The organism is Cupriavidus sp. CPT47-8839-RL05A (assembly GCF_058792255.1).
This window is the reverse complement of record NZ_JBYTEG010000011.1, coordinates 103,351-127,970: the sequence shown is the minus strand read 5'-3', so window position 1 is coordinate 127,970 and position 24,620 is coordinate 103,351. Positions and strand designations below refer to the sequence as shown.

General features: G+C 66.1%; 23 protein-coding genes. 11 read left to right on the top strand and 12 right to left on the bottom strand.

Features of this window, described 5'->3' with window-relative positions:
• Nucleotides 1–701: 701 nt before the first annotated feature.
• Genes tviB through AC3WVS_RS15470 form a run of 4 tightly spaced genes read left to right on the top strand, consistent with a single transcriptional unit; the run spans nt 702 to nt 6,277 of the window.
• Nucleotides 702–1,979, top strand: coding sequence for a Vi polysaccharide biosynthesis UDP-N-acetylglucosamine C-6 dehydrogenase TviB (tviB, locus tag AC3WVS_RS15485; RefSeq protein WP_492319361.1), 1,278 nt, complete (start codon nt 702–704; stop codon nt 1,977–1,979).
• A gap of 46 nt (nt 1,980–2,025) precedes the next feature.
• The gene (locus AC3WVS_RS15480; protein ID WP_492319360.1) at nt 2,026–3,111 is read left to right on the top strand and encodes an NAD-dependent epimerase/dehydratase family protein; all 1,086 of its coding nucleotides are present in this window, start codon (nt 2,026–2,028) and stop codon (nt 3,109–3,111) included.
• Nucleotides 3,112–3,140: 29 nt separating this feature from the next.
• Nucleotides 3,141–5,171: an asparagine synthase (glutamine-hydrolyzing) gene (gene asnB / locus AC3WVS_RS15475; protein ID WP_492319359.1), complete on the top strand. Its 2,031-nt coding sequence runs from the start codon at nt 3,141–3,143 to the stop codon at nt 5,169–5,171.
• Complete coding sequence (locus AC3WVS_RS15470; RefSeq protein WP_492319358.1) at nt 5,159–6,277, top strand: glycosyltransferase family 4 protein; 1,119 nt, start codon at nt 5,159–5,161, stop codon at nt 6,275–6,277. Before asnB ends, AC3WVS_RS15470 begins: the two co-directional genes overlap by 13 nt.
• A gap of 249 nt (nt 6,278–6,526) precedes the next feature.
• Here the strand turns inward: AC3WVS_RS15470 and AC3WVS_RS15465 are convergent, their stop codons facing one another.
• Together AC3WVS_RS15465 and AC3WVS_RS15460 are read right to left on the bottom strand one after the other, a co-directional pair.
• On the bottom strand, nt 6,527–7,609 hold the full coding sequence (locus AC3WVS_RS15465; RefSeq protein WP_492319357.1) for a glycosyltransferase family 4 protein: 1,083 nt from the start codon (nt 7,607–7,609) through the stop codon (nt 6,527–6,529).
• Nucleotides 7,610–7,736: 127 nt separating this feature from the next.
• Nucleotides 7,737–9,779 carry a polysaccharide biosynthesis protein gene (locus tag AC3WVS_RS15460; RefSeq protein ID WP_492319356.1) on the bottom strand — a complete coding sequence of 681 codons (2,043 nt, stop codon included), beginning with the start codon at nt 9,777–9,779 and terminating at the stop codon, nt 7,737–7,739.
• Between the two features lie 509 nt (nt 9,780–10,288).
• Between AC3WVS_RS15460 and AC3WVS_RS15455 the strand changes: the two genes are divergently transcribed.
• Genes AC3WVS_RS15455 through AC3WVS_RS15445 form a run of 3 tightly spaced genes read left to right on the top strand, consistent with a single transcriptional unit; the run spans nt 10,289 to nt 13,296 of the window.
• Complete coding sequence (locus AC3WVS_RS15455) at nt 10,289–11,473, top strand: DegT/DnrJ/EryC1/StrS family aminotransferase (protein ID WP_492319449.1); 1,185 nt, start codon at nt 10,289–10,291, stop codon at nt 11,471–11,473.
• Nucleotides 11,474–11,531: 58 nt separating this feature from the next.
• Nucleotides 11,532–12,173, top strand: coding sequence for a hypothetical protein (locus AC3WVS_RS15450; protein ID WP_492319355.1), 642 nt, complete (start codon nt 11,532–11,534; stop codon nt 12,171–12,173).
• 25 nt (nt 12,174–12,198) lie between these two features.
• Nucleotides 12,199–13,296 (top strand): lipid II:glycine glycyltransferase FemX, encoded by a 1,098-nt coding sequence (locus AC3WVS_RS15445; protein WP_492319354.1) that lies wholly within the window; start codon nt 12,199–12,201, stop codon nt 13,294–13,296.
• A gap of 111 nt (nt 13,297–13,407) precedes the next feature.
• Here AC3WVS_RS15445 and AC3WVS_RS15440 read toward each other — a convergent pair whose 3' ends face one another.
• From AC3WVS_RS15440 to AC3WVS_RS15425, 4 genes are all read right to left on the bottom strand, one after another.
• Nucleotides 13,408–14,340, bottom strand: coding sequence for a glycosyltransferase family 2 protein (locus tag AC3WVS_RS15440; protein WP_492319353.1), 933 nt, complete (start codon nt 14,338–14,340; stop codon nt 13,408–13,410).
• A 78-nt stretch (nt 14,341–14,418) separates the two neighbouring features.
• Nucleotides 14,419–15,375: a response regulator transcription factor gene (locus tag AC3WVS_RS15435; RefSeq protein WP_492319352.1), complete on the bottom strand. Its 957-nt coding sequence runs from the start codon at nt 15,373–15,375 to the stop codon at nt 14,419–14,421.
• A gap of 717 nt (nt 15,376–16,092) precedes the next feature.
• Entirely contained in the window at nt 16,093–16,410 is a 318-nt protein-coding gene (locus tag AC3WVS_RS15430) for a hypothetical protein (RefSeq protein WP_492319351.1), read from the bottom strand.
• A 49-nt stretch (nt 16,411–16,459) separates the two neighbouring features.
• Nucleotides 16,460–16,582, bottom strand: a complete 123-nt coding sequence (locus AC3WVS_RS15425) for a hypothetical protein (protein ID WP_010811106.1) — start codon at nt 16,580–16,582, stop codon at nt 16,460–16,462.
• Nucleotides 16,583–17,067: 485 nt separating this feature from the next.
• Here AC3WVS_RS15425 and AC3WVS_RS15420 point away from each other — a divergent pair, with 485 nt between their 5' ends.
• Together AC3WVS_RS15420 and cynS are read left to right on the top strand one after the other, a co-directional pair.
• A complete protein-coding gene (locus tag AC3WVS_RS15420; RefSeq protein WP_010811105.1) occupies nt 17,068–17,205 on the top strand; it encodes a hypothetical protein in 138 nt (45 codons plus the stop codon).
• 88 nt (nt 17,206–17,293) lie between these two features.
• Nucleotides 17,294–17,737, top strand: coding sequence for a cyanase (cynS, locus tag AC3WVS_RS15415; RefSeq protein WP_010811104.1), 444 nt, complete (start codon nt 17,294–17,296; stop codon nt 17,735–17,737).
• Here cynS and AC3WVS_RS15410 read toward each other — a convergent pair.
• Nucleotides 17,731–18,963, bottom strand: a complete 1,233-nt coding sequence (locus AC3WVS_RS15410) for a cyanate transporter (RefSeq protein ID WP_492319350.1) — start codon at nt 18,961–18,963, stop codon at nt 17,731–17,733. The two genes, cynS and AC3WVS_RS15410, sit on opposite strands and share 7 nt — an antisense overlap.
• Nucleotides 18,956–19,414, bottom strand: coding sequence for a nucleoside deaminase (locus tag AC3WVS_RS15405; protein ID WP_081225744.1), 459 nt, complete (start codon nt 19,412–19,414; stop codon nt 18,956–18,958). Before AC3WVS_RS15405 ends, AC3WVS_RS15410 begins: the two co-directional genes overlap by 8 nt.
• Before the next feature lie 178 nt (nt 19,415–19,592).
• On the opposite strand from AC3WVS_RS15405, the gene AC3WVS_RS15400 reads away from it, so the two are divergent.
• Nucleotides 19,593–20,495, top strand: a complete 903-nt coding sequence (locus AC3WVS_RS15400) for a LysR family transcriptional regulator (protein ID WP_010811101.1) — start codon at nt 19,593–19,595, stop codon at nt 20,493–20,495.
• Here AC3WVS_RS15400 and AC3WVS_RS15395 read toward each other — a convergent pair.
• Nucleotides 20,474–20,662, bottom strand: a complete 189-nt coding sequence (locus tag AC3WVS_RS15395) for a hypothetical protein (RefSeq protein WP_492319349.1) — start codon at nt 20,660–20,662, stop codon at nt 20,474–20,476. The genes AC3WVS_RS15400 and AC3WVS_RS15395 overlap by 22 nt on opposite strands.
• A 296-nt stretch (nt 20,663–20,958) precedes the next feature.
• Here AC3WVS_RS15395 and AC3WVS_RS15390 point away from each other — a divergent pair, with 296 nt between their 5' ends.
• Nucleotides 20,959–21,654, top strand: coding sequence for a phosphoribosyltransferase (locus tag AC3WVS_RS15390; RefSeq protein ID WP_011616326.1), 696 nt, complete (start codon nt 20,959–20,961; stop codon nt 21,652–21,654).
• Between the two features lie 7 nt (nt 21,655–21,661).
• Here the strand turns inward: AC3WVS_RS15390 and AC3WVS_RS15385 are convergent, their stop codons facing one another.
• From AC3WVS_RS15385 to AC3WVS_RS15375, 3 genes are read right to left on the bottom strand one after another with little or no spacing between them, the layout of a single operon-like run.
• Nucleotides 21,662–22,168, bottom strand: a complete 507-nt coding sequence (locus AC3WVS_RS15385) for a LeuD/DmdB family oxidoreductase small subunit (RefSeq protein WP_492319348.1) — start codon at nt 22,166–22,168, stop codon at nt 21,662–21,664.
• Between the two features lie 47 nt (nt 22,169–22,215).
• Nucleotides 22,216–23,502: a 3-isopropylmalate dehydratase large subunit gene (locus AC3WVS_RS15380; RefSeq protein WP_492319347.1), complete on the bottom strand. Its 1,287-nt coding sequence runs from the start codon at nt 23,500–23,502 to the stop codon at nt 22,216–22,218.
• The gene (locus AC3WVS_RS15375) at nt 23,499–24,539 is read right to left on the bottom strand and encodes a tripartite tricarboxylate transporter substrate binding protein (protein WP_492319346.1); all 1,041 of its coding nucleotides are present in this window, start codon (nt 24,537–24,539) and stop codon (nt 23,499–23,501) included. The genes AC3WVS_RS15380 and AC3WVS_RS15375 overlap by 4 nt, the downstream gene beginning before the upstream one ends.
• Between the last annotated feature and the right edge of the window lie 81 nt (nt 24,540–24,620).

Sequence of the window (24,620 nt, the reverse complement as noted above, 5' to 3'; positions counted from 1 at the left end):
GTGATGGCATGGCAGAGCCATCCTAGTCCCACCCCACCTGAGTCCTTCCCGGCCGGGATCGGTCTCATAGCAGTCTCCTTTATGGATACGAGCGGACATGGTGCCCCATGCATGTCTCAGCTATTGCATCGTAGGGAGGCACAAGCAATTACTCGGTGCGCTCTCGCACACTGGTCGGGTTCGCCGCCATGGGTGGAAAGCGGGCAGGCTGCATTTGGGCGTCTGATCGGAGGACTCATCCCTGAGGATGAGAGCGCAGTGGGCGAGGCACCGTCCATGCGCTTTTCCTCGGGCGCGCAGCATCGCATTCAGCCTTTAGAACGACAGCCATAGCGCGGCGTCGTTGCCAGACCCCAGCGGTCGGCTGCGGCCGAGTTTGGCAGCTTCGTCTCAAGTTGTGCTGCCGGCCAATTGTCCTTGCTGCCCGGCCCGGGAATGTGCGGGCGGCAACGGTGCTGAAGAAGAACCCTGGGCCAGTATTTCCCCAATCCACTGAAACAGCCCGAGCTGCGCAATGTATCCACAGATTTCCGATTCGCCCGGTCCGATTGAAGGCGCGGCGCGCCCGCTATCCATCCGGTCTTCTGTACGCCAAGGCACGAAGCCCCGCGCACAGAGCGCTGCCCGCCCCGGATAATCCTTCAAAAGTCCGCTCTTCCATGCCGGCCCCGTCAGGCTCACTCACCCAGGAGATCACGGCCATGGACCTCAGTAATGCACAAATCGCCATCATCGGCCTGGGTTACGTCGGCCTGCCGCTCGCGGTGGAGTTCGGCAAGCAGCGGCCCGTCGTGGGCTTCGACATCAATGCCGCGCGCATCGATGAGCTGCGCAGCGGCCGGGATGCCACGCTGGAGGTCAGCCCGGATGACCTGCGCAGCGCACGCCACCTGAGTTACAGCAGCGACCCCGCGGCCCTGAGGGACTGCAAGGTCTTTGTCGTTACCGTACCCACGCCGGTGGACAAGGCCAAGCGTCCGGACCTGACACCGCTGATCCTGGCGAGCGAGACAGTGGGCCGCGCAATGGCGCCAGGCGCCGTAGTGATCTACGAATCGACCGTCTACCCAGGCGCCACCGAGGAGATCTGCGTGCCGGTGCTGGAACGGCATAGCGGCCTGAAATTCAACGCGGACTTCTTCTGCGGATACAGCCCGGAACGCATCAACCCGGGCGACAGGGAGCACCGGCTGCCGGATATCCGTAAGGTTACCAGCGGCAGTACGTCCGAGGTCAGCGAGGCCATCGACGAGCTCTACCGGAAGATCATTGTGGCCGGCACGCACCGCGCGAGCAGCATTCGTGTGGCCGAGGCCGCGAAGGTCATCGAGAACACCCAGCGGGACGTGAACATTGCGCTGATGAACGAACTCAGCCTGCTCTTCCATAAATTGGGAATCGACACGCTCGAAGTGCTGAGGGCTGCCGGCACGAAGTGGAACTTCCTGCCATTCCGCCCGGGCCTGGTTGGCGGGCACTGCATCGGCGTCGATCCCTACTATCTCACGCATAAGGCGCAGGAGGTCGGCTATCACCCGCAGGTGATCCTGGCCGGAAGGCGCATCAACGACAAGATGGCCTTCCACGTTGCCGACGAGGTGGTGAAGCTCATGTTGCGTCGGGGTATTCCCGTGCTCGGCAGCCGCATCCTCGTGCTTGGCCTGACCTTCAAGGAGAACTGTCCGGACGTGCGCAATACCAAGGCCGTGGACATCGTGACGACGCTGCGGGGCTACAACGCCGAGATCGACGTCTATGACCCCTGGATCAACGTCGAGGAAGCCGAGGAGGAATATGGCCTGGCGTGCCTGCGCGAGCCTCCGCGGTGCGATCAGTACGACGCGATCGTGCTGGCCGTGCCCCATCACCAGTTCGTCACCATGGGCGTGAGAGCAATCAAGGCCTTCGGCAAGCCCCATGCGGTGCTGTTCGACGTGAAAGGAATCTTGCCGAGGAGCGAAGTTGACGCACGCCTGTAGGAATGCCCGGAAAGCAGCCGGAACCGGCACGGCACAAGAGCAAGCCATGGAAGCCAACAGCTACGCGCCTCTCAAGGTCCGCCTGGCCGCTACGCCATGCACGTGGCTTGTCACCGGCGTCGCCGGATTCATCGGCAGCAATCTGCTGGAAACATTGTTGCGGCTAGACCAGCGCGTTGTAGGCCTGGACAACTTCTCCACTGGCCATCGCCGCAATCTCTGCGAGGTCGAGGCGCTGGTGTCGCCCAGGCAGTGGGCCAATTTCCAGTTCATCGAAGGGGATATCCGCAACTTCGAGCATTGCCGCAGCGCCATGGTATTTCGCGAGCCCCAGGCCAAGGGAGCAGCCGCCGACGTGTATCCGGTGGATTTCGTGCTGCATCAGGCGGCTCTCGGCTCCGTGCCCCGCAGCCTGGAAGACCCCATCTCGACTCACAGTGTCAACATCAGCGGCTTCCTGAACATGCTGGTCGCCGCCCGCGACGCCCAGGTCAAAACCTTCGTCTATGCGGCAAGCAGCAGCACCTACGGCGACCACCCGGGCCTGCCGAAGGTGGAAGAAAACATTGGCAAGCCCTTGAGCCCATATGCGGTCACCAAGTGCGCGAACGAGCTGTACGCAGACGTCTTCGCCCGCTGCTACGGCGTGCATGCCGTCGGACTGCGCTACTTCAATGTGTTCGGACCGCGCCAGGACCCCAACGGCGCCTATGCGGCCGTGATCCCGAGATGGATCGCGGCGCTGTTGCGACGTGAAACTGTCTACATCAATGGCGACGGGGAAACGAGCCGCGACTTCTGCTACGTCGCGAACGCCGTGCAGGCCAACCTGCTGGCCGCCGCCAGCGAAAGCCAGGAGGGCGACAGCCAGGTCTACAACATCGCCGTCGGCGACCGCACCACGCTGAGCACGCTGTTCCAGCTTCTTCGCGATGGGCTCGGCCCCTACGGCATCGCCGCCGACACCGAACCGGTCCATCGCGCCTTCCGGGCGGGCGATGTGCGCCACAGCCAGGCGGACATCGGCAAGGCGAAACGGCTGCTGGGATACCGGCCCACTCACCGCATTCGCGACGGCTTGGCCGAGGCGATGCATTGGTATGTGCAGATGCATCAGGCGCTGGACGTCTGATCGTAACCGGAAGATAGGGGAAGACAACGATGTGCGGATTCGCAGGATTTCTTGGCGGCTTGCCTGCCGCTCCGCCCGACCGTGCGGCCATGCTGTCCGAGATGGCACGCCGGATCCGCCACCGTGGGCCGGACCACGGCGATCTCTGGTGCGATCCGCACGCGCCGTTCGGCTTCGCGCACCGGCGCCTGGCGATTGTCGATCTCACCCCCGCCGGCCAGCAGCCGATGATGGCGGCCAGTGGCCGATACGTCATTGTGTTCAACGGCGAGATCTACAACCATCTCGAAATCCGCGCCGAGCTCGAAGGCGTCGGCGCCGCGCCTCAGTGGCGAGGGCATTCGGACACGGAGACGCTGCTCGCCAGTATCGATGCCTGGGGCGCCGATGCCACCGTCCGGCGCGCCATAGGGATGTTCGCCTTTGCATTGTGGGACCGGCAGACGCGCACGCTGACGCTGGCGCGCGACCGGATCGGAGAAAAGCCGCTCTACTACGGCTGGCAAGGGGCAGGCAGAGGCCGTACCTTTCTCTTCGGGTCGGAACTCAAGGCACTGCGCCCGCATCCGGCATTCGAGGGCCGCATCGACCGCGACGCGTTGAGCCTGTACATGCGCTACAACAACGTGAGCGGTGCCCATTCTATCTACCACGGCATTGCCAAACTGCCACCGGCGCACCTGTTGACCGTCTCCATGCAGGCGCCCGATCCTGTGCCGCGCGCCTACTGGTCTGGCGCCGCGGCGGCGCTGAATGGCAAGCAAGACCCCTTCTCAGGTGATCCCGAACAAGCGGTGGACAGGCTGGAGGCGCTGTTGCGCGAGGCGGTGCGCCGCCAGATGATGTCGGACGTGCCACTGGGCGCCTTTCTTTCCGGCGGCGTCGACTCCTCGACCGTAGTGGCGCTGATGCAGTCCCAGTCGTCCCAGCCGATCCGCACATTCTCCATCGGCTTCCATGACTCGGACTACAACGAAGCCGCGCACGCGAAGGCCGTCGCCCGGCATCTGGGCACGAGCCATACCGAGCTGTACGTCACGCCGGAGCATGCGATGGCGGTCATCCCGGAGCTGCCCGAAATCTACGACGAGCCGTTCTCCGACTCCTCGCAGATCCCGACGCTGCTTGTCAGCGAACTGGCCAGGCAGCACGTTAAGGTGTCGCTCTCGGGCGACGCGGGCGATGAGTTGTTCGGCGGGTATAACCGCTACCAGATCACGGCCGAACTGTGGCATCGACTTGCTCACATTCCCCGCCCAGTGCGCGCCGCAGCGGCATGGGGGCTGACCCGCCTCTCTCCGCGCCGGATCAATCAGATCGCAGCATCGCTTCCCATGGCTTCGCGCTGGGCCAACGTGGGCGAAAAGGTCCACAAAGGTGCCGGCGTCATGGCCGCGCGCTCTGCAAACGAGCTCTACCTTGGCATGGTTTCCCAGTGGCAATTCCCGAAGGCAATCGTCGTGGGTGGGGCGGAGCTGGCCTCTGTGCTGGACAGCGCCATGGGTTCGCTCGAGACGCTGAGCGACGTAGAACGCATGATGGCGTCCGATATGCTGACCTATCTGCCCGACGACATCCTCACCAAAGTCGACCGCGCGGCTATGGCGCGAAGCCTGGAGACGCGCGTGCCGTTCCTCGATCACCACGTGGTCGAGTTTGCCTGGCGCCTGCCCCTGGCTTACAAGATCCGCCGGGAAGGCGTCGGCTACACCACAAAGTGGGCGCTCAGACGCGTCCTTGACCGCTACGTGCCCAGTGAACTGATCGAGCGGCCGAAGATGGGTTTTGGCGTCCCGATCGACGCCTGGTTGCGAGGGCCGCTGCGTGACTGGGCTGAGGATCTTCTTGACGCGCAGCGCTTGCGACGCGAGGGCTATCTGAATCCGGAACCGGTTCGCAGGCGGTGGGCAGAACATCTTTCCGGGCAGCGCAATTGGCAGCATCCGCTGTGGTGTGTGCTCATGTTCCAGGCTTGGTTAGCACACGAAACCGCACAGCAGACTTCCCCCGAACAGGCCTGCCGGGTTGAATTCAATTGGAGGCCGGCATGCGCTTTCTGATGATCGCGAGCTTTGCCGAGTCGCTGATCGCGTTTCGCGGCCCGCTCATGGAGGCATTGCAGGAAAAGGGACTGGAGATGCATGTCGCCGCGCCGGACATGCCGGTGGGACACTCCATCCGCACCGCGCTGGAGTCGCGCGGCGTGGTCGTGCATCACGTTCCCCTCGAACGTAACGGCAAGAACCCGCTGGCCGACGCGCGCACGCTGCTCGCTTTGCATCGCCTGATGCGGCGGGTCAGGCCTGACTGCGTAATGTGCTATACGATCAAGCCCGTCATCTACGGCATGCTGGCGGCCTGGCTGGCCCGTGTGCCACGCCGCTTCGCGTTGATCACGGGGCTGGGCTACGCCTTTGGCGAGGACAGGGGCAGGAACGGCCTGCGTGCCGTGGTGCAGCGGCTGTATGCGCTGGCACTCAGCCGGACAGATACCACCTTTTTCCAGAATCCGGATGACGAGGCGCTGTTCCGCCGGTCCGAGATCCTGCCACCCGACAGGCGTTCGTGTATCGTCAACGGCTCCGGCGTCGACGTCGCCAGCTTCCAAGTCGCGCCCTTGCCGGACGACAGCCCCCGCTTCCTGCTGATCGCCCGCCTGCTGGGCGACAAAGGCGTGCGCGAGTATGCCGAGGCGGCTCGGCGCATCCGGGCGCGGGGCGCCAGAGCGCGCTTCAGCCTGGTCGGCTGGATCGACAACGGCCCCGACGCCATCGCGCAGCAGGAACTTGACGCATGGGTGGCCGATGGAACCATCGACTACCTCGGTCGCCTGTCCGACGTCCGCCCGGCTATTGCTGGCTGCAACATCTACGTGCTGCCTTCCTACGGAGAGGGCACACCGCGTTCCGTGCTCGAAGCCATGGCGATGGGGCGCCCCATCATCACCACCGATGCACCGGGCTGCCGCGAGACGGTGGTTGATGGAGACAACGGCCTGCTGGTGCCGGTCAGGTCAGTCGGCGCGCTGGAGCAGGCCATGATGCAGCTGATAGAGGACTGGGAAAAGGTCGTAAACATGGGCCAGCGCTCGCGCCAGATCGCCGAAAGCAAGTACGACGTGCGCAAGGTCAACGCGGCGATGCTGCGCGAGATGGGGTTCGAGTAGGCGCCGGCAGACGCAGGGCGCGTGGAGCATCGCTTGCCCGGATCGCACATCCATGGATTGGGCCTTGAGTCGTCCGGCCTGACGTGCAGAGGATCATGAGGTCCGCTGCCCGTGACGTCGTTGCCGGAAATCTGGATACCCACAGGGTGGAGCCCGTCTAACCATGAGCGAACCGAGGCGCAGTTTCCTGGCGGGGCTAGCCGTCTTCCCTTTCGTATCCGGCCGGAGTGTCAGGTTTGAGTTTGGATGTCATCGTGTTGATGTTGCGGCCTGCGAGAACATGGTCGCCATTTTCGGGGCTATCTTTTGCACGCAGTAGAGGTTTTCGACGAGCCCGCGTCCAGCTCTCCCCATGGTGTCTCGAAGCTCGGCGCTAGTGAGCAATAGCGACAGTCTCGAGATCCAGTCCGCCTCGCCCCGCGCCAGAAAGCCATTAAAGGTATCCCGCACAATCTCCTGGTTGACCCCTATTGGCGAGGCGATCACTGGCAGGCCGCATGCCATGTACTGGATCAGCTTGTACCCGCATTTGCCTCGTTCCCATGGAGAATCGACGAGCGGCATGATACCGACGTCGCAATCCGCAATGGAGGCAGCCTCCGTGTCTTCGGTCCAGGGGATGCATTCCACGTCCACGCCCGGGGCGCTGAACTGGCTGCCTATCACGCGCAGGGTGAATTCATGGTGGTCGGCCAGGGAAGCTAGGGCTGATTTCAGAACACCCAGGTACTTGACAGTGGAGGGCGAGCCGATCCAGACAATACGCAAAGGCGTGGCAGGATTCTCGCTCAGTCGACGCTGGACGGTGTAGCGGCCCAGTTCGACGACTGTCGGGACAATCTCGACCCAACTCGCGCCTGCGCGCCTTGCGCGCTCCGCCAGGTACTCGTTCCCGGCGATGACCAGGCGGGCGCCCGACATCAGGGTGTCCAAACGACGACCGTACAAGGATCGCACCAGTGCGGAACGATGGAGATCATAGACATGGAACTGCGCGTCATCGTAGTCCAGAATATATGGCACCCCCTTCAACAGGCCACTTTCCAGCCAGACCGGGAACCAAGGGAGCGCCTCTTTCTCGATCCAGATGAGGTCAAAGTCTCGCCGCCTGACCAGCGCGAGCAAACGTCGCGCATAGGACTGAAGCAGCGACGTGATGACGTAACCGGCACGGCTGTAGCGCTGTCTGAGAACCGCATCAGATAGCAGCGGCTGCACCGTCACCGACAGGCCGGCGCGTTCCAGCCATGGCAGAAATTGCAGGCCGCGCAGACGAGACGATGCGCCAAGCCGTCCGTACCTTGTAAGCACCAGGATGCGAGGTCCTTTCATTGCCGATTCCCCTTGGCAGGGAACTGCCGGTTCACGAGATGGGCCACGGGAAGGATGTAAATCCATTGGAAGGTGACAGCTTCGATATAGCGTCCGGCGTTATCCGTCTTCAACGCCGGTTCGTGGGTCAGGGCACATCGCCACGACTCACGGCACTTGCCGGTTTGAGCTCATCCGGACTGTCGCCAAGCAGGCCACGTGCCGTGATTTTCCGGATCGTCGCGTGTAACGGCTCGCGGGCCTCTTCCGCTGATTTCGGCCTTCGTTCGCCAGAGCGGGTTGCATCCAGCGAGCTGTAGGGAGCGTATTCCGGCACGATCAACTGCACCGCCGTCTGGATCGCGATTTCGTCGCGCATTTCGCAGGCGGCGAATAGCCGGTCCAGCCTGCTGTGCAGATCGGCCTCTTCCAAGCATGGCTCATGCGAGCACATGATGCGTTCGTGCACACTGGGCGTGACGTCACCGCCGATCAGCAGTTCCTCGTAAAGCTTTTCGCCCGGTCGCAGCCCGACGAACTTGATCTCAATGTCGCCACTTGGATTCTTGCGTGTACGCTCGACCAGCCCGGACATCTCGATCATCGTGCGCGCCAGATCAACAATGCGTACCGGCTTGCCCATGTCCAGCACGAAAACCTCACCGCCCTTGGCGATGGCGCCGGCCTGGATGACGAGCTGGGCCGCCTCCGGGATCAGCATGAAGAAGCGGATCACATCCGGATGCGTGATCGTGATGGGCCCGCCCTCGCGGATCTGCTTGCGGAACAGCGGTACCACGGAGCCGGATGAGCCCAGCACATTGCCGAAGCGAACCATCGAGAAGGTAGTGCGCGTGCTCGGGCGCGCGGCCGCGGCCTGGAACACGAGCTCGGCAATGCGCTTGCTGGCCCCCATCACGTTGGTGGGCCGTACAGCCTTGTCGGTGGACACCAGCACGCAGGTTTGCACGCCGAAATGGTCCGAAAGATTGGCGACTGTGCACGACCCTAGCACGTTGTTGCGTATGCCTTCCGGCATGTTCGCTTCCACCAGCGGCACATGCTTGTAGGCCGCGGCGTGGTAGATCGTGTCCACACGCTGGCCGCGCAGCGCGGCGGAGACTGCCGTGGCATCGCAGACGGAGCCGATCCGTGCGGTGATCTCCAACTCGGGGTAACGCAGCCTGAGTTCTTGCTCGATCGCGTAGAGCGCGTACTCCGAGTGTTCGAACAGGATCAGGCGCTGGGGATCCTGGGTCGCGATCTGGCGGCACAGCTCCTTGCCGATGGACCCGCCTGCGCCGGTGACCATGACCGTCTTGCGATGGATGCATTTGGCGAACAGTTCTTCGCGAGGTCGGACACTGTCGCGGCCCAGCAGGTCCTCGATGCTGACGTCGCGGATGGACTGCACGCTGATTTTTCGATCTACCAGTTCCAACAGGCTGGGCAGCGTGCGCACGCTGACTGAATAGCGGTGCAGTCTGTCGATAATCTGCCGGCGGCGCTCGACAGACAGTGACGGCACCGCCAGTACGACCTCATGGATGCCGTGCTGCTGAATCTGCTCGCGCATTTGGTTGCTGTGATAGACCGGCAGGTCGGCGAAGATATTGCGGTTGAGCGTAATATCGTCGTCGAAGAAGCATACCGCCTTGTGGCCAACGCTTGATCGCATGGCAATGGCTAACTGGAATCCTGCTTCGCCAGCACCGAAGATGCCAACACGCAACGCCGAGCGATCGCGCTGAGCCTGGCGATTTTTTTCTTGGGAGAACGTCAGCAACGAGCGTGCGACGAAGCGTGACGTCACAAGATAGGCAAATGCAATGAACCAGTAGATGAGCAGACCGCTACGAGGCAGCCGGTCGAGATGCACAAGGAACGAGAGTGCATAGGTGAGTCCGACCAGGCAGGCCAGGCTGATGCCGGTGGTCCAGAGAACCTTCAGATCAAAATATCTGATCACAGTCCGATACAGCCCGCTCAGCGAGAAGACGGGGATCGTACATGCGGCAATGATGAGCGGCGGCGCCATGCCGTACTGCACCAGCAGTTCGGGATTGCCCGCGCGCAGGAACAACGCCAGCGCGAAGCACAGGGGCAACGCCAGCAGGTCCGCCGACAACATGAGTGCCACCTTATGGCGTCTTGGTAGCGCTATAAGCCACTGCGACAGGAGATTTTTCATTTGCCAAGGCCTCACGTCATCACAGCTGAGGTCCGGCTGCGACCAGACCATAACCCAGGTGCGCCCAATGGCGGGACACACAACAGCGGTTTCGCGGCGTTCTCCATTGTTTTGAGTTTTCTTAGGGAAAGGCTGTGGCGGCAACCGGCATCTTGCTGCCGGCATTGACGCCCGACTTGCCTTTAATGCCGTCCGGGCGACGGAATGCCTTCGACACTGGTGCAGATGGAAGCCATTATGGGTTTTGCCCGGCGACGCGTAATGTCGCAAGGTGCGTTCGCGTACGAAAGTGCATAAGTCCGGGAGAGCGCACATGAGTCTCAACTGTGCGAACTAGTCCATCTGGCCGGCTTCACGCCCGAGGTCAGGTCTGATTAGATAAACGCAGCTTCCATGAGCAAAGCGGGCGGCATCGTGCAACGAGTCCCCCATATGTTTGTTCGGCTTTGTGGCGGATGCCATGGAGACTGCGACGCCCGTGCCGACTTCGATTGCTGAGGTGGATGACCATGTTAGACAGCGGTTTTTCTCCCTGGCCGAGCTTTACTACCGAGGAGGCAGCCGCCGTGCAGCGGGTACTGCTTTCGAACCGGGTGAACTATTGGACCGGCGCCGAATGCAGGGCGTTCGAGAAGGAGTTTGCCGAGTGGACCGGCTCGTCCTACGCGGTCGCGCTGGCAAACGGTACGCTCGCGCTGGACCTTGCCCTCAAGGCGCTGGACGTCGGCCCCGGGGATGAGGTGGTGGTCACGCCGCGGACATTCATCGCCAGCATTTCGTGCGTGGTCAATGCCGGTGCGATTCCGGTGTTTGCCGATGTCGATGCCGATAGCGGCAATCTGACGGCGAATACCATTGCGCGCGTGCTGACGCCAAGAACGCGTGCGATCATCTGCGTGCATCTCGCGGGCTATCCGTGCGACATGGACCCGATCATGGAACTGGCGCGATCGAGAGGGTTGAAGGTCATCGAAGATTGTGCGCAGGCGCATGGGGCTCGTTATCGCGGGCGTGCTGTTGGCACAGTCGGACATGTCGGTGCCTGGTCTTTCTGTCAGGACAAGATCATGACCACCGGCGGCGAAGGTGGCATGGTGACCACCAACGACGAGGCGCTTTGGTCGCGCATGTGGTCTTACAAGGATCACGGAAAGAGCTGGGAGGCCGTGTACCAGCGCCCCCATCCGCCTGGATTCCGTTGGCTGCACGAGTCTTTCGGCACCAACTGGCGCATGCTGGAGCTGCAGGCCACGATCGGCCGCCTGCAGCTCAGGCGCATGGAGCATTGGACTCGCCAGCGCACTGCCAACGCGATGGCGCTGATCCAGGCGCTCGCTTGCTGTCCTGCGTTGCACGTGCCGCTGCCACCTGCCGACTGCCAGCACGCCTGGTACAAGCTTTACGCCTACGTCCGGCCGCATGCGCTGAACGCTGGCTGGGACCGCGACCGCATCATGGCCGAAATCAACGCCGGCGGCGTGCCCTGCTACGCGGGAACGTGCTCAGAGGTCTACTTGGAGAAGGCCTTCGAGGATACCGGCTGGCGCCCGGCTGAGCGGCTGTCTGTGGCGCGCATGCTGGGTGCGACCAGCCTGATGTTTCTGGTGCACCCGACCCTGACCGCGGCCGAGATCGAGAAGACTGGCGCGATGGCGTGTGCTGTGATGCGGTCTGCCACGCGAGCGGTTGCATGATCGGATGGATATGTCATAGCCGCGCCGGCCGGCGGCGGGGGCAACGATGAGTCCCTGGATGCCACTAATCCTGCTTGGGGACAGCAGGTTGGTTTTGCCGCTGGCGGCCGCTATTGCGCTATGGCTGACCGGCGCTGGGCAATGGCGCCACGCCTTGCGTTGGCTGGTCTGGTTCGGATCGGGGGCGGCCCTGGTTGCCGCGGACAAGCTCGCGTTCGCGTCCAGTGGCTGGTCCTGGCCCGCGATTGACTTGTACGTTGTCAGCGGCCATGCCATGCTGACAACAGCGACCTACCCGGTATTGCTGATGTTGATGGGCGCGCGAATCAGCGTACGTGGGGCGCGCTGTGGGTGGTTGGCGGGGCTTGGGATGTCGGCCCTGATGTGCGTCGTGCTGGTGGCGGGACACTACCATACCATTGCGGAGACCCTGACAGGTGCCGTCATCGGGCTGGCAATTTGCACGTTCAATGCCGGTATGCCGACGCGCCTGCAAAGCAGGTGCACTCCGATAATGTTGGCATTGCTATTATTTTTGGCCTGTGCGGCCGCGATTCCGGCCGGGCGCAAGACAGCCAGGCACGCTGTCCAGTTGCTCGGTACGGAGCGGCAGGGCATATCACTGCAGTACTTGCGGCACATTCATGTGAACCCTGATACGGGAAAGACCGTAGTGACCGTCTTGCGGTGCTGGGGGTAATGCGACGTGACGGTCGACCAAAATAATGACTCTTTGGGAAGACCTGGTGCATGCCAATCTGTTTAGATCGGATGATGCCGAATGGCGCGATCTTCTGAAGCGTTGCTGGCACGACTGCCACCAAAAGCCGGGCTGGCTGCGAGCCGCTGAGCATGCTGATGGCGGGATTGCACTGGCGGTGCATGTGAGTGATGGCAAACACGAGTTGCTGGTGCCGATCTTGCGTCGTGAGCTCGGTGCAGGCATCTGGGATGCAACGTCGCCCTATGGCTATGCCGGCCCTGTTGTTACCGGGGCGGCGCGGGATGGCTTTGCCGACGAGGCCATGCAGGCTGCAGTTTCATTCCTGCGCGAGCAAGGCTGCGTGTCATGGTTTATCCGGCTGCATCCGATCCTCAACGCGGACTGGCGGAGCAGACTTGGCCTGGTGGTAGTGCACGGTCCAACGGTTTCGATCGATCTCTGCAAAACGCCGGAGGAACACTGGCGCGAAACCCAGTCTCGTCATAGGCGCGGCATCGACCGTGCTCGGCGCGCCGGTGTCACCGTACGGCTGGACACGAAATTCGAGAGCATTCCGTGTTTTGTCGATGTCTACAACCGCGCCATGGACAGGCTTGGTGCATCGAGTTACTACTATTTCGGGCAGTCCTACTATGAGGCCCTGATCGAGCAACTCGGCGACGAGTTGCTACTGTTCGTCGCCGAGGAAGAAGGGCGCATCATCGGTGGCGCGACGTTCACAGTGGCACCACAGGCCGGCATTATGCAATATCACCTGTCCGCGGCCGAAGACAAATTCCGCCACCGTCAGCCGGCCAAGCTGATTATCCACACGGCCCGAGAATGGGGGCGCCAGAATGGTTACAAGCGCCTTCATTTGGGTGGAGGCCTGGGCTCGCAGCAGGATTCGCTGTTCGAGTTCAAGGCCGGCTTTTCAGCTGATACCCATGTGTTTCGCACCCAACGGGTGGTGGTCGATCCGCAACGGTATGTGGCGCTGGCGGGCAATACGGCATCGGTACTGGACGACCTGAGTGGCTTCTTCCCCGCCTACCGGAGCGATGCGCAGAGGCCCACCCGCCCGCCTGCTGACCAGCCTGACACGAAGGCTCGTCTCTAGGGGCAGCTTCGGTTCGGCGTTGCCAATGCCTTCGCCGCATGGAGTGAAAAGCCACCATGATGCGGACATACGTTGTTCACCACGGTTCGCAGAAACGGGTACGCGATAGCGCTATTCGCGCGGCACAGGCGTGCGCAGGCCAGCAGCGGGCCCAGTTCCCAAGCGCTCATCGGCATAACGGTTGCGCAGCAGCCACCACAGGTAGCTCGCTGTAGCGTAGAAGAGGCGGATTCCGTGCGGACCTGCTGCGCGCAGATTGCGCCCAAGGTCATGAGGAAGCGCCATCAGCAGGAACAGGGCTTTGGACGGACGTTGCCTGCCGTGGCCATTGCGACGGCACGCCACAAACAGGCGAGAGGCTTCACTGGCGGGGCAAGACCGGCCTCCAGACAGCGACGGCAAGCGTTGGTTGACAGCAGTCGCGACCATCTCGATGCGGTAGCCGTGTTCCTGTACTGCGCAGCCAGACAGTTCGAGCTCGTCATATCCTCCGGCCAATTGCTCGTCAAACACCACACTCGCGAACAGTTCCCGCGGGAACACGGCGCTGCGCAGCAGCACTGTGCACAACCGCTCGCCATGGCGATAGTTCTGCGTCGGATACCCGAGGAAGGCCGGCTTGCGTGGATCGCAGCGCTGCCCCTGGCAGAGTTCGGCCCCGGTCAGGATGAGCGGCGTCGCACAGCCGGCGGTGGCCCGGCGGATATGGTCGTCGGCAATACACTCGGCCATCTGCTGCAGAAAGGTCGCACCCAGCAGCGTCTGATCATCCAGGAACAGCACATGCGAGCCGGTGGCCGCGCACAGAGCGCGGTTGCGGTTGGCCGCCGGGGTACGGCGCGGGCCTTCCAGGTAGGTGATGTCCGGATAGTCCCGGCGCATCATCTCGCGCGTGTCGTAGCCGCTGCTGTCGTCGGTGACGATGAGCTGGTGCGGCGGCATGGTGGAATCAGCGACCGATTGCAGCGTGTGCCGCAGCTGCTCGGGATGGTCGCACGTGTAGATGCACACCGAAACGGTGGGCAGGAACGAGCTTGCCGGCATGGTGACCCCTCCAATGTTCGGCAGATGGCAGACACCTGCGCCGGCCCGTCTGGTGCGGGCGCGGCGCAAGGTCCTGAACTACAGCACCGGGCTGGCGGCCTGGAACGCGGCTTCGCCGGTGCGGGACGCAACCACAGGGCGCGCGGTGCTGCCGCGCGTGAAGCGTTCATCGCCGCTGACCCACTCGAGCGTCGCGCCACGTTGCAGCGCGGCATAGACGGCCTCGCCCTTGTTGCGTACCTTCAGGCGCTGGTACAGCGTGCAGGCGTGACTCTTGACCGTTGCCACCGAGATATTGAGCATGCGGCTGACGGTCTTGATCGGGTAGCCGCGTGCCAGCAGCACCAGCACCTCGTACTGGCGCGGCGTGATCTTCAGCATTTCGGCTTCGTCGTAGCTGGGCTCTTCCTCGACCAGCGGCGCTGCATTGGTGGCAGCCGGGGCCGACAGCGGCTGCCCCGGCCGCAGGCCGGTGAGGTCGCGCACCGCCACGGTGGTGCGTGCGGCACCGGGCGTGCCGGCGCATGCCACCAGCGACAGTTGCTCGCCTGTGAGCGCGTGCGCAGGGTTCAGCGGAAGCGGCGCGGCCGAGGCCAGCGACTGCACGGCCGGCATGGCCGAACGCGACGCCGACGGCATCGAGCCGGTTTCGGCCGAGAACAGCAGCCCCTGCACGCCTGACACCGCCAGCCGGATGGCCGCCTCGATCACCGCCAGCGAAGCGGATTTCGGCAGGCAGCCGCAGACGCCGCGGGCGCTGTCCGCGTTGGGCACATGCAATGGCAAGATGTCTGCCAGGATCAGGATGCGTTGCGGCGACAGTGCTTCGCGGGCCTGTTCGAGCTGCGGCCAGCCAGACCCCACATCGGCGGGCATGCCGAATACCAGCAGGTCTGCGTTGTGGTGCCGGGTGTCCAGCCTGGCGATGTCCGCGGGCGCAATGGCGGCAACCTGGGCAGACTCCTGGATGTTCTCGAGCATCTGCAACAGCCCGAGCCGGAGCAGTGGATGCTCCTCGATCAGCAACGCGTTCATTGACTTCACTCCCCGTTACTCGAGGGCGGAATGCGGGGCGCTTTGCGTATGGAGGGCATTGCAGGACAGCAGTCACCTGCGGCGACTGGCTGCTTGTCTGACCCCCATGCTTCCATGCTCCGGCAGTCCCGTTCTTCTGGATGGAACTTGTCGGTGGCTGGAAGGTTGACCCGAACCCGAACCCGAAAGATTCTCGCTCCTAAATCGGCTTAAATTCATCTTATGGGCTGGTTGAATGGAATGCAAGCGGGCCGGTCTGGGACGAGTGGGGGTGGGAATGAAAGGACATACATAATCCTTTCAAAAATCATCCGAACGCACCGGTCCAGGTTCCGCAAACGCCGCGCTGACGCGGGGTCCAGGAGGTTTCACGGATGTGACATCCGGATTTAATTTGGTTGCAGCATTGAAACAGATAGCATTATCTACACCCCCTGTAAGTAGTGTTCTTAACCCCATGGTGGGGTATCGGTAATATATCTGCGGCGGATTGCTCCAATCATGAAACGCCGCTTTCATATGTGTTTTCGAAATAGGCCTGCCTGATTTTCAGGCAGGTCGGGCGCATGGCCTAGTGCTTCTGGATGAGAGACGTCTCCCACCTCGGGATGAGCCCTGCGGCGCCGGCTGCGCCGGCCTGCACCGGACTTGCCACCGCCTGCCGGGAGGACAGCGTGGCGGGCCCGGGGCCGGCCGGCAGGTCCGCCCGCGGCGGCGTCAGCGGGCCCAGTGGCCGGGGCGCATGACCCAGCCGTGCGGGCCGCGCACCCAGCGCTCGGGCACATAACGGTAGCCTGGACGCTGCGCCTTCCAGTAGCCGGCGCGCCAGTCGTAGCGCCCGCCGCTGGCGGTCCAGTGGCCCGGCACCCAGACCTGGCCGCGGCGCGCGGCGGGGTGCGGTTCATAGCGCGGCGGCGGGGGCGGATGGCCATAGCCGTGGGCGACCGCCACCGCATGGGCCTCGGCGGGGGCGGTCAGTCCGAAGGCGCCGCCCGTGGCGAGGACGGCTGCGGCAAGCAGGAGCTGGCGTTTCATGTGGATTCTCCTTGGGGCGGTTGGAAGCAGTTGGAAGCGGCTGGATCGGTCAATAGCGGTCGTAGTGGTGGTGGCGCGGCGGCGGGCCGCCCCGCGGTGGCACTACGATGCAGGCGGACAGCAGTGCGGCCGTGGTGGACAGCAGCACCAGCAGCGAGAGGGCGCGTTTCATATGGGCTCCTGGCGGGTTCGCGTTGGACATGGCTTCAATGTAGCGAGCCGACCCCGCAGCGCGTGCTTGCACTTGTAAGGCTGTCTCACAAGGGCTTGTGCTGCTGGCGCAGGCCCGCCCCGGGCGCGCGGCATCCCGGAAGCCCTTGCGTATCAAGGCGTTGCGCGCATGGCGGCAGGCCCATGGCGTGGCCTGCGCGTGCCGGGGCGGAGGTAATGTGACGTTACACGGGAAATAATTCTCGCAACGCAACGGGCCCCGGAGCGGGCGCCGCACCCTTTGTGGGCGGCCTGGCCGGGCACGCAGAAACGGGTACGCCGCGATGGTGCGCGATGCCTCGGCATGGACCGGCGGGGGGCACTGGCAGCATCACGGCGCCATCACGGTGCGTTCAGTCGCGCAAATCGGTGGGGCGGAAATGGCATGAAGCTTGCGCCATGGGCTATACCAGTCGGAAGTGGCCTCGTGTGCTTGAAGGAGGCGTCATGCCGGTCATGCTCATCGTGCTTGCCCTGCAATGGCTGCAGGGGCTGTCGCCGCCCGCCGCGGCGTTGTTCGCGCTGCCGCAGGAGATGGCGCCTGCGGATGCCGCGGCCATCGTCGAACCCGCGCTGACACGCTGACATGGGCTGACGCCGGGGTGGTATGACTACCCTGCCGCCGCGGCAGTCCGAGTGGTTCCATCCAACCTACCACTGTCATGGAGTCAGCATGAACCGCAGCGACGTCACCGACCTCATCATCGAAGCCAAGGTCACCCGCGGCATTGCCTGGGCGCAGGTGGCCGAACGCGTCGGCCGCAGCAAGGAATGGACAACCGCGGCGTGCCTGGGCCAGATGGCATTCGACGCCGCCGGCGCGCGCGCGGTGATGGAGCTGTTCGGGCTGCCGCCCGAGGCCGAACCCTGGCTGCGCGAGGTGCCGTACAAGGGCTCGCTGCCGACGCAGGTGCCGGCCGATCCGCTGATCTACCGCTTCTACGAACTCATCAGCGTGTACGGCACCACGTTCAAGGCGCTGATCCATGAAGAGTTTGGCGACGGCATCATGAGCGCGATCGACTTCCGCATGGACCTGCAGCGCGAGCCCGATCCCAACGGGGACCGGGTGCGCATCGAGATGTCGGGCAAGTTCCTGCCCTACAAGACCTACTGAGCAGCGACTGCGCGCATCGGCGGCAGCGCAAGCGACACGCCATAGCGCGTCGGGTCCAGGCGCATGGTCAGCACGCCCACCAGCGCGGCGCAGGCCAGGTGGTACCACCAGCCCGCGGCGAAGCCGCCGGTGCGTTCGTGCAGTATGGCGGTGATCCAGGGCGCCAGCGACGCCAGCAGGAAGCCGCCGCCTTGCATCAGGGCGCTCAGCGCGCCGGCGCTGTCGGGGTCCGGCAGGTGGTCCAGTGCCACCACCAGGTACAAGGCAAAGCAGCCACCGAGGCCGGCGCCGCCGATCACGGCCCACGCGTGCGGCGCGGCATCGGGCCACAGCGCCAGTCCGCCGAAGCCCGCCACCTGCATGGCCAGCGCCAGCGCCATCCAGGCGCGGCGGTCCAGGCTGCGCGCGGCCAGCAGCGGCAGCAGCAGCGCCGCGGCGGCCTGCGCCACCGCCATCAGCGCCACCAGCGACCCGCTCGCCGAAGCGCTCCAGCCGTGGTCCTGGTAGAACGGCGCGAGCCACGCCACCAGCGACGCATAGCCGCCGTTCATCACGCCAAAGCAGGCCATCAGCAGCCAGGTGCGCGGACGCCGCAACAGCGCGCGCGTTGCCCTCGCCGGGCGGCTTGCCGGCACCCCGGGGCCGCGCGCCGCGGCGCGCGGCAGTGCCACCCAGGCCAGCGCCAATGCTGCCAGCGCAGGCACGGCCCACAGCGCCAGCGCATCGCGCCAGCTGCCGGCCAGTGCCGTCACGTCGGGCGACAGCTGCGCGCCGAGCGCGCCGCCGCCCATCAGCGCGGCGGAGTACAGCCCCATCACCGGCGCCACGCGCCCCGGGAATTCCTGCTTGACCAGGCCCGGGCAGGCGGCCTGCACCACGGCCACGCCCAGCCCGCACAGCGCGGCCGAGGCGATCAGCCAGGTGCCGTCCGCCACGCCCAGCCGCAGCGCGCAGCCGGCACCGAGCAAGGCCAGCGCGCCAAGCACCGCGGTGCGCGCACCCAGCCGCTCGCGGATGGCCGGCCCGAAGAACGCGCCCACGCCCATCAGCAGCATCGGCAGCAAGGTCAGCCAGGCCATGCCCTGGTAGCTGAGGCCGGTGCCGCTGCGGATGGCCGGGGCCAGCGGCCCCACCGCGGTCAGGAACGGCCGCAGGTTCAGGCCGATGCCGGCGACCGCGGCCAGCACCAGCCAGCGCGGGGTGGCGCCGCGCGCGCCCTCAGCCACGGGGCGCGCGCGGGCCGTAGAGCTGCGCCGCAGAGAGATCGACCGCCACCCGCGTGAGCGGCAGCGGCGGCGGGTTCAGCGACAGGCGCAGCGCCTGGTAGGCGGCCTCGCTCGACATGCCGTAGGGCGCGGCATCGTGGTTGTCGAAGGCGTAGTAGACCGCCTGCACGCCGGCCATGGTCATCGCCGCCAGGCACATCGGGCAGGGGTGGCCGCTGGCGTAGACCACGCTGCCGCGCAGATCGGGGCGGCCCAGCTTGCGCGCGGCGGCGCGCACCGCCTCCATCTCGGCATGGGTGGTGGGGTCGTGGCTGTGGACGATGTCGTTGACGCCGGTGGCGACGGCCTCGCCGTCGAGCACCAGCACGGCGCCGAAGGGGCGCGCGCCACGGTCACGGTTGGCCGCGGCAAGGCGAACCGCCTCGCGCATGAATTCCTGGTGAGTGGTCATGGTTGGCAAAAAAGTGAGTGCATGCTCGCGAGCAGGGCGGCATGGGTCTTTTGAGGGGCGTTCCCGGTGGCCGCAGGGCGCGGGCCGGGGCAGCGTGCCAACTGTACGCCGGGGCTTGGTAATTGGGAAATTAAATGATGAAATCGCCGGCAGTGGAAAAACCAATGGATAACCGGCCATGCAGGACCCTCGCCTCGATCCCGTGCTGCTGCAGAGCTTTGTCGCCGTGGCGGAAAGCGGCAGCTTTACCCGCGCCGCGCAGCGCGTGCACCTGACCCAGTCAACGGTCAGCCAGCAGGTGCGCCGGCTGGAAGACCAGCTCGGCTGCGTGCTGCTGGACCGCGGCGGCCGCTACGTCACCACCACGCCCGAGGGCGAGCGCCTGCTGGGCTACGCGCGCCGCCTGCAGCAGCTGATGGCCGAGGCGGTGGGGCAGCTGCGCCAGAGCGCCGGCCAGGGCGAGATCCGCATCGGCGTGCCCGAGGACTTTGCCGCGCGGCCGCTGACGCCGGTGCTGGCCGGGTTTGCCGATGACTGGCCTGGCATGCGGCTGGAGGTGACCAGTGGCATGAGCCATGAGCTGTGGCAGCGCTTCCAGGACCGGGAACTGGACCTGGTGCTGGTCAAGCAGCGGGTCGGGCAGGCGCCGGGGCTGGCCAGCTGGCCCGAGCCGCTGTGCTGGATCGACAGCCGCAGCCGTCCGGCGGTGGCGCGCGACCCGGTGCCGCTAGTGGCGTTTCCGGTGGGCGGGCTGTACCGCGGCGAGATGACGCACGCGCTCGACGCCGGCGGACGGCGCTGGCGTGTGGCCTTTGTCAGTGCCAGCCTGGCCAGCATCCTGGCCGCGGTGGCCGACGGCCTGGGCGTTACCCTGCTGCCGCGGCGCCTGGCCACGGCTCAGCACCAGGTGCTGGAGGACGGCGGCTGGCCCGCCGCGGTGCCCGACGTCGAGCTCAGCCTGCACGCGCAGCCGGACCTGCCGGCCGCGGCGCGCGACATGGCCGCGCGGCTGGCCGCGCTATGCGAGACCGTGATGGGGTCGGGCGCGCCGCCCGCGGATCAGCCGAAGAACTCGTTGTAGTAGCGGGTGCAGGTGCCGGCCGGGCGGAAGGTGTAGGGCAGCTCGGCCATCGCCGCGGCTTCCAGTGAGCCGAACGGGATGTCGGGCGCGGCCAGGGGGCCGGCTTCGGGGGCGGACTGGTGGTCGGAGCGCGCAAGCTCGGCGCGGGTGTTGGATGGCGAAGTCATGTCAGGCTCATTCTCAAGGGCCGGGCACTGCACCCGGCAACTGCGGATCGGCGTTGTCAACGCGTGCAGCCATCCTAATGCTGCAGCGCGGCGCAGTCAGCCGCCCCAGCCTGAACACACTGTTGCGCAATCGCGCCCAATCGGGGCGACTTGCCCGGCGTTGCGCGCGCCCGGCTGCCGCCGGCGACTTGCGCCAACGCCGTCCGCGGCAGGGTCTATATTGGCTGAGGGTTGCCTGCGCCGCTTGCTTTGCGGGCAGTGCGGGCCTGAGTGCCGCTGACCTTCCGGAGCGTGCCATGTCGTTGCCTCCATGCTTTACCGATCGCCGCGAGGCTGGCCAGTACCTGGGCCGCCGCCTGGCCGAACTGGGTTTTGGCGCCGCACAACTGGGCCAGCCCGCGCTGGTGCTGGCGCTGCCGCGCGGCGGGGTGCCGGTGGCGTTCGAGGTGGCGCGCGCGCTCGACGCGCAGCTGGACGTGCTGCTGGTGCGCAAGATCGGCGCTGCCGGCTATCCCGAGCTGGCGCTGGGCGCGGTGGTGGAGGGCGATGCCGGCGGCGGCGGCCCGCACACCGTGGTCAATGACGATCCCTGGGCGCGCCGCGCCGTGGAAAGCGGCAGCTTCGATGCCGAGCGCGGCCGCCAGCTCGACGAGATCGCGCGGCGCCAGCGGCGCTATCGCGGCGGTGCGCCGGTGCCAGAGCGCGCCGGGCGCACGGTGATCGTGGTCGATGACGGCGTGGCCACCGGCGCCACCATGCGCGCCGCGCTTGAAGGCGTGCGCATGGCCGGGGCGGCGCGGGTGGTGGCGGCCACGCCGGTGGGGTCGGAGCAGGGGCTGGCCAGCCTGTCGGCCGCGGCCGACGAGGTGATCTGCCTGAACACGCCCCCCAGCTTCGGCGCGGTTGGCGCCTTCTACCTGGATTTCTCCCAGACCAGCGATGAAGAGGCGCTGGCCCTGCTGCGCGCGGCGGCGCCGCCGCCTGCGCGCTGAGGTTCGCTCAGCCCTTGCCCAGGCGCGCCTTCAGGTGCGGCACCAGCCCGCCGGCGGCCAGGATCGCCCGCAGGAAGTCGGGGATGGGCTCGCACGCGACCAGGCTGCCGTCGTCCAGGCGCAGCTGTGCCGTCGCCAGGTCCAGCACCGCGTGCGCGCCGTCGGCCAGGCGGCTGGTGTCGGCGCAGACCAGCACCGGCAGGCCCAGGTTGATGGCATTGCGATAGAACAGCCCGCCGAAGGACTGCGCCACCACGGCGCCCACGCCCAGCGCGCGCAGCGCCTGCGGCGCCTGCTCGCGCGAGGAGCCGATGCCGAAGTTGGCACCCGCCACCAGCACGTCGCCGGCTTGCACGCTGCCGGGGAACTCCGGGCGCAGCGAGGCCAGGCAATGCCGGGCCAGCACGGGCAGCGGCGATTTCATCAGCACGGCGGGGGCCATGGCATCGGTGTCGATGTTGTCGCCGAAGCGCCAGAGGCGGCCAGTGGGATCGGGGGCGATAGCAGAGGTCATGCAAGAAGTCTGTCCCGCCAGGCGGGTACGAAGTCAGGCCCGCAGCGTTACTCCAGCAGGGTGCGCGGATCGGTAATGCGGCCGGTGACGGCGCTGGCGGCCACGGTCATCGGCGAGCCCAGCCACACCGCGCTGCCGGCGTCGCCCATGCGCCCGGAGAAGTTGCGCGCCGTCGACGCAATCGCGCGGCTGCCGTCCGGGAAGCGCGCCGCGCCATAGCCGGCGCAGGCGCCGCAGGCGTTGGGCAGCAGCGTGGCGCCGGCGTCGGTCAGGATGCCAAGCGTGCCCTCCTGCTCGGCCAGCAGCTGGTCGCGGCGCGAGGCCGGCGCCACCTGCAGTGTCACGCCCGCCGCCACGCGGCGCCCGCGCAGCACGCGCGCGGCCATGCGCAGGTCTTCCAGCTTGGCGCCGGTGCAGGCACCCAGGTAGGCGATCTGCACGGGCTCGCCGGCGGCCTGGTCTACCGGCGCGCTGTTGGCCGGAGAGTGCGGCGCCGCCACCTGCGGCACCAGTGCCGCGGCGTCGAAGCGGTGGGTGGCCAGCACCGGCGCATCGGGGTCCGTGCGCCAGTGGGCCAGGTCGATCGCGGCCAGCGTCTGCGCCGGCACGCCGGCCTCGGCCAGCCAGCCGAGCGTGACCGCGTCGGGCGCCACCAGGCCTGTCTGCGCGCCCAGCTCGGCGCTCATGTTGGCCAGCGTCATGCGCTCCTGCATCGGCAGCGCGGCGACGGCGCTGCCGGTGTACTCCAGCGCCTCATAGCGGCCGCCGCCCATGCCGAGCGTGGCGCACAGGAACAGCATCATGTCCTTGGCGCAGACGCCCGCTGCAAGCTGGCCGTCCCATTGCAGCCGGATGGTATGGGGCACGCGCAGCCAGATCTCGCCGGTGGCCAGCACGCCGGCCATCTCGGTCGCGCCCACGCCGAACATATAGGCGCCGAAGGCGCCGCCGGTGGGGCTGTGGCTGTCGCCGCCGACAATCAGGCGGCCCGGCAGCACATGGCCGCGCTCCGGCAGCACCACATGGCAGATGCCTTCGGCGTCGATGAAATGGGCGCCGGACTGGCGCGTCCAGTCGCGCGTGAAGCGCAGGATCGACTCGGCCTGGGCATCGCCGCCCGGCACGAAATGGTCGGTCACCACCACGTAGCGCGACGGGTCCCAGACCCCGGTGCCAAGCTCTTCCAATAGCGGGGCCACGCGGCGCGGGCCGCTGGAGTCGTGCGACATCGCCAGGTCGACCCGGCAGATCACGATCGTGCCGATCTCCGCATGCGCCAGCCCGGCGGCGCGCGCCACCAGCTTCTGCGCCAGCGTGGCGGGGGTGTGGCTCATTCCGGCGAGGCTCCCGAATACTTGACCACGGCGGCCCAGCGCCTGACGTCCTGCTTCACGAACGCGGCGAAGGCGTCGGGCGGCGTGCCCATCGGCTGCGCGCCGTCGTTCTCCAGGCGCTTGCGCACCGCGGGCGTTTCCAGCCCCTTGCGCGCGGCGTGATACAGCGCCTGCGTGACTTCGTGCGGCATGCCGGCCGGACCGAACAGGCCGAACCATGCGCTCGACTCGAAGCCCTTCACGGTGGCGCCGATCGGCGCCGCGCCCGGGAACTGCGGCAGCGGCGCGGGGCTGGTCACGCCCAGCACCTTGAGCTTGCCCGCGCGCACATGCGGCAGCACGTTGATGGTGCTGGCGAACATCAGGTCGCACTGGCCCGCCAGCACGTCGGTGAGCGCGGGCGAGGTGCCCTTGTACGGAATGTTGACGATGTAGGTGCCGGTCATCATCTTGAACATGTCGCCGGCCATGTGCAGCGACGAGCCCACCGAGCCGATGGCAAAGTTCAGCTTGCCCGGTTCGGAACGCGCCAGGCGGATCAGCTCGGGCACATTGCTGGCCGACAGCTTTGGCGTGGCCACCAGCACGCTCGGCACGGTGGCCACCAGCGTGATCGGGGTGAAGTCCTGCACCGGGTCGAACGGCAGCTTCTTGTACAGGGTGGCGTTGATGGTGTGGCTGGTGAAGCTCATCAGCAGCGTGCTGCCGTCCGGCGAACTCTTGGCGACCAGGTCGGCGGCGATATTGCCGCCGGCGCCAGGGCGGTTCTCGACCACCACCGGCTGGCCGAGCTCCTGGGACATTTCCTGGGCGATGGTGCGCGCCAGCGTGTCGGTGGTGCCGCCGGCGGGCGCGCCCACCAGGATCCGGATCGGCTTGCCGCCGGCCACCTGGGGTTGCCCCTGGGCCGCGGCGGACAGCGGCAGGGCCAGCGCGCACGCGGCCAGGCTGCCCATGGCCAGGCGCTGCACCGCGGCGCGGCGGGGGATCGAAGGCAGACGGGTCGGGCTGGACGGGACCAGGCGGAACACTGGCATGGCGACGGCTCCTCGCTTGATGTGATCAGAGATGCGCAGTATCGCTCGGAACGTTACCTGGCGCATCCCTTGTAGCGCCGC

Coding starts and splice junctions, on each gene's coding strand:
- tviB (WP_492319361.1), top strand. CDS start 702: ATGGACCTCAGTAATGCACAAATCGCCATCATCGGCCTGGGTTACGTC.
- AC3WVS_RS15480 (WP_492319360.1), top strand. CDS start 2,026: ATGGAAGCCAACAGCTACGCGCCTCTCAAGGTCCGCCTGGCCGCTACG.
- asnB (WP_492319359.1), top strand. CDS start 3,141: ATGTGCGGATTCGCAGGATTTCTTGGCGGCTTGCCTGCCGCTCCGCCC.
- AC3WVS_RS15470 (WP_492319358.1), top strand. CDS start 5,159: ATGCGCTTTCTGATGATCGCGAGCTTTGCCGAGTCGCTGATCGCGTTT.
- AC3WVS_RS15465 (WP_492319357.1), bottom strand. CDS start 7,609: ATGAAAGGACCTCGCATCCTGGTGCTTACAAGGTACGGACGGCTTGGC.
- AC3WVS_RS15460 (WP_492319356.1), bottom strand. CDS start 9,779: ATGAAAAATCTCCTGTCGCAGTGGCTTATAGCGCTACCAAGACGCCAT.
- AC3WVS_RS15455 (WP_492319449.1), top strand. CDS start 10,289: ATGTTAGACAGCGGTTTTTCTCCCTGGCCGAGCTTTACTACCGAGGAG.
- AC3WVS_RS15450 (WP_492319355.1), top strand. CDS start 11,532: ATGCCACTAATCCTGCTTGGGGACAGCAGGTTGGTTTTGCCGCTGGCG.
- AC3WVS_RS15445 (WP_492319354.1), top strand. CDS start 12,199: ATGACTCTTTGGGAAGACCTGGTGCATGCCAATCTGTTTAGATCGGAT.
- AC3WVS_RS15440 (WP_492319353.1), bottom strand. CDS start 14,340: ATGCCGGCAAGCTCGTTCCTGCCCACCGTTTCGGTGTGCATCTACACG.
- AC3WVS_RS15435 (WP_492319352.1), bottom strand. CDS start 15,375: ATGAACGCGTTGCTGATCGAGGAGCATCCACTGCTCCGGCTCGGGCTG.
- AC3WVS_RS15430 (WP_492319351.1), bottom strand. CDS start 16,410: ATGAAACGCCAGCTCCTGCTTGCCGCAGCCGTCCTCGCCACGGGCGGC.
- AC3WVS_RS15425 (WP_010811106.1), bottom strand. CDS start 16,582: ATGAAACGCGCCCTCTCGCTGCTGGTGCTGCTGTCCACCACGGCCGCA.
- AC3WVS_RS15420 (WP_010811105.1), top strand. CDS start 17,068: ATGCCGGTCATGCTCATCGTGCTTGCCCTGCAATGGCTGCAGGGGCTG.
- cynS (WP_010811104.1), top strand. CDS start 17,294: ATGAACCGCAGCGACGTCACCGACCTCATCATCGAAGCCAAGGTCACC.
- AC3WVS_RS15405 (WP_081225744.1), bottom strand. CDS start 19,414: ATGACCACTCACCAGGAATTCATGCGCGAGGCGGTTCGCCTTGCCGCG.
- AC3WVS_RS15400 (WP_010811101.1), top strand. CDS start 19,593: ATGCAGGACCCTCGCCTCGATCCCGTGCTGCTGCAGAGCTTTGTCGCC.
- AC3WVS_RS15395 (WP_492319349.1), bottom strand. CDS start 20,662: ATGACTTCGCCATCCAACACCCGCGCCGAGCTTGCGCGCTCCGACCAC.
- AC3WVS_RS15390 (WP_011616326.1), top strand. CDS start 20,959: ATGTCGTTGCCTCCATGCTTTACCGATCGCCGCGAGGCTGGCCAGTAC.
- AC3WVS_RS15385 (WP_492319348.1), bottom strand. CDS start 22,168: ATGACCTCTGCTATCGCCCCCGATCCCACTGGCCGCCTCTGGCGCTTC.
- AC3WVS_RS15380 (WP_492319347.1), bottom strand. CDS start 23,502: ATGAGCCACACCCCCGCCACGCTGGCGCAGAAGCTGGTGGCGCGCGCC.
- AC3WVS_RS15375 (WP_492319346.1), bottom strand. CDS start 24,539: ATGCCAGTGTTCCGCCTGGTCCCGTCCAGCCCGACCCGTCTGCCTTCG.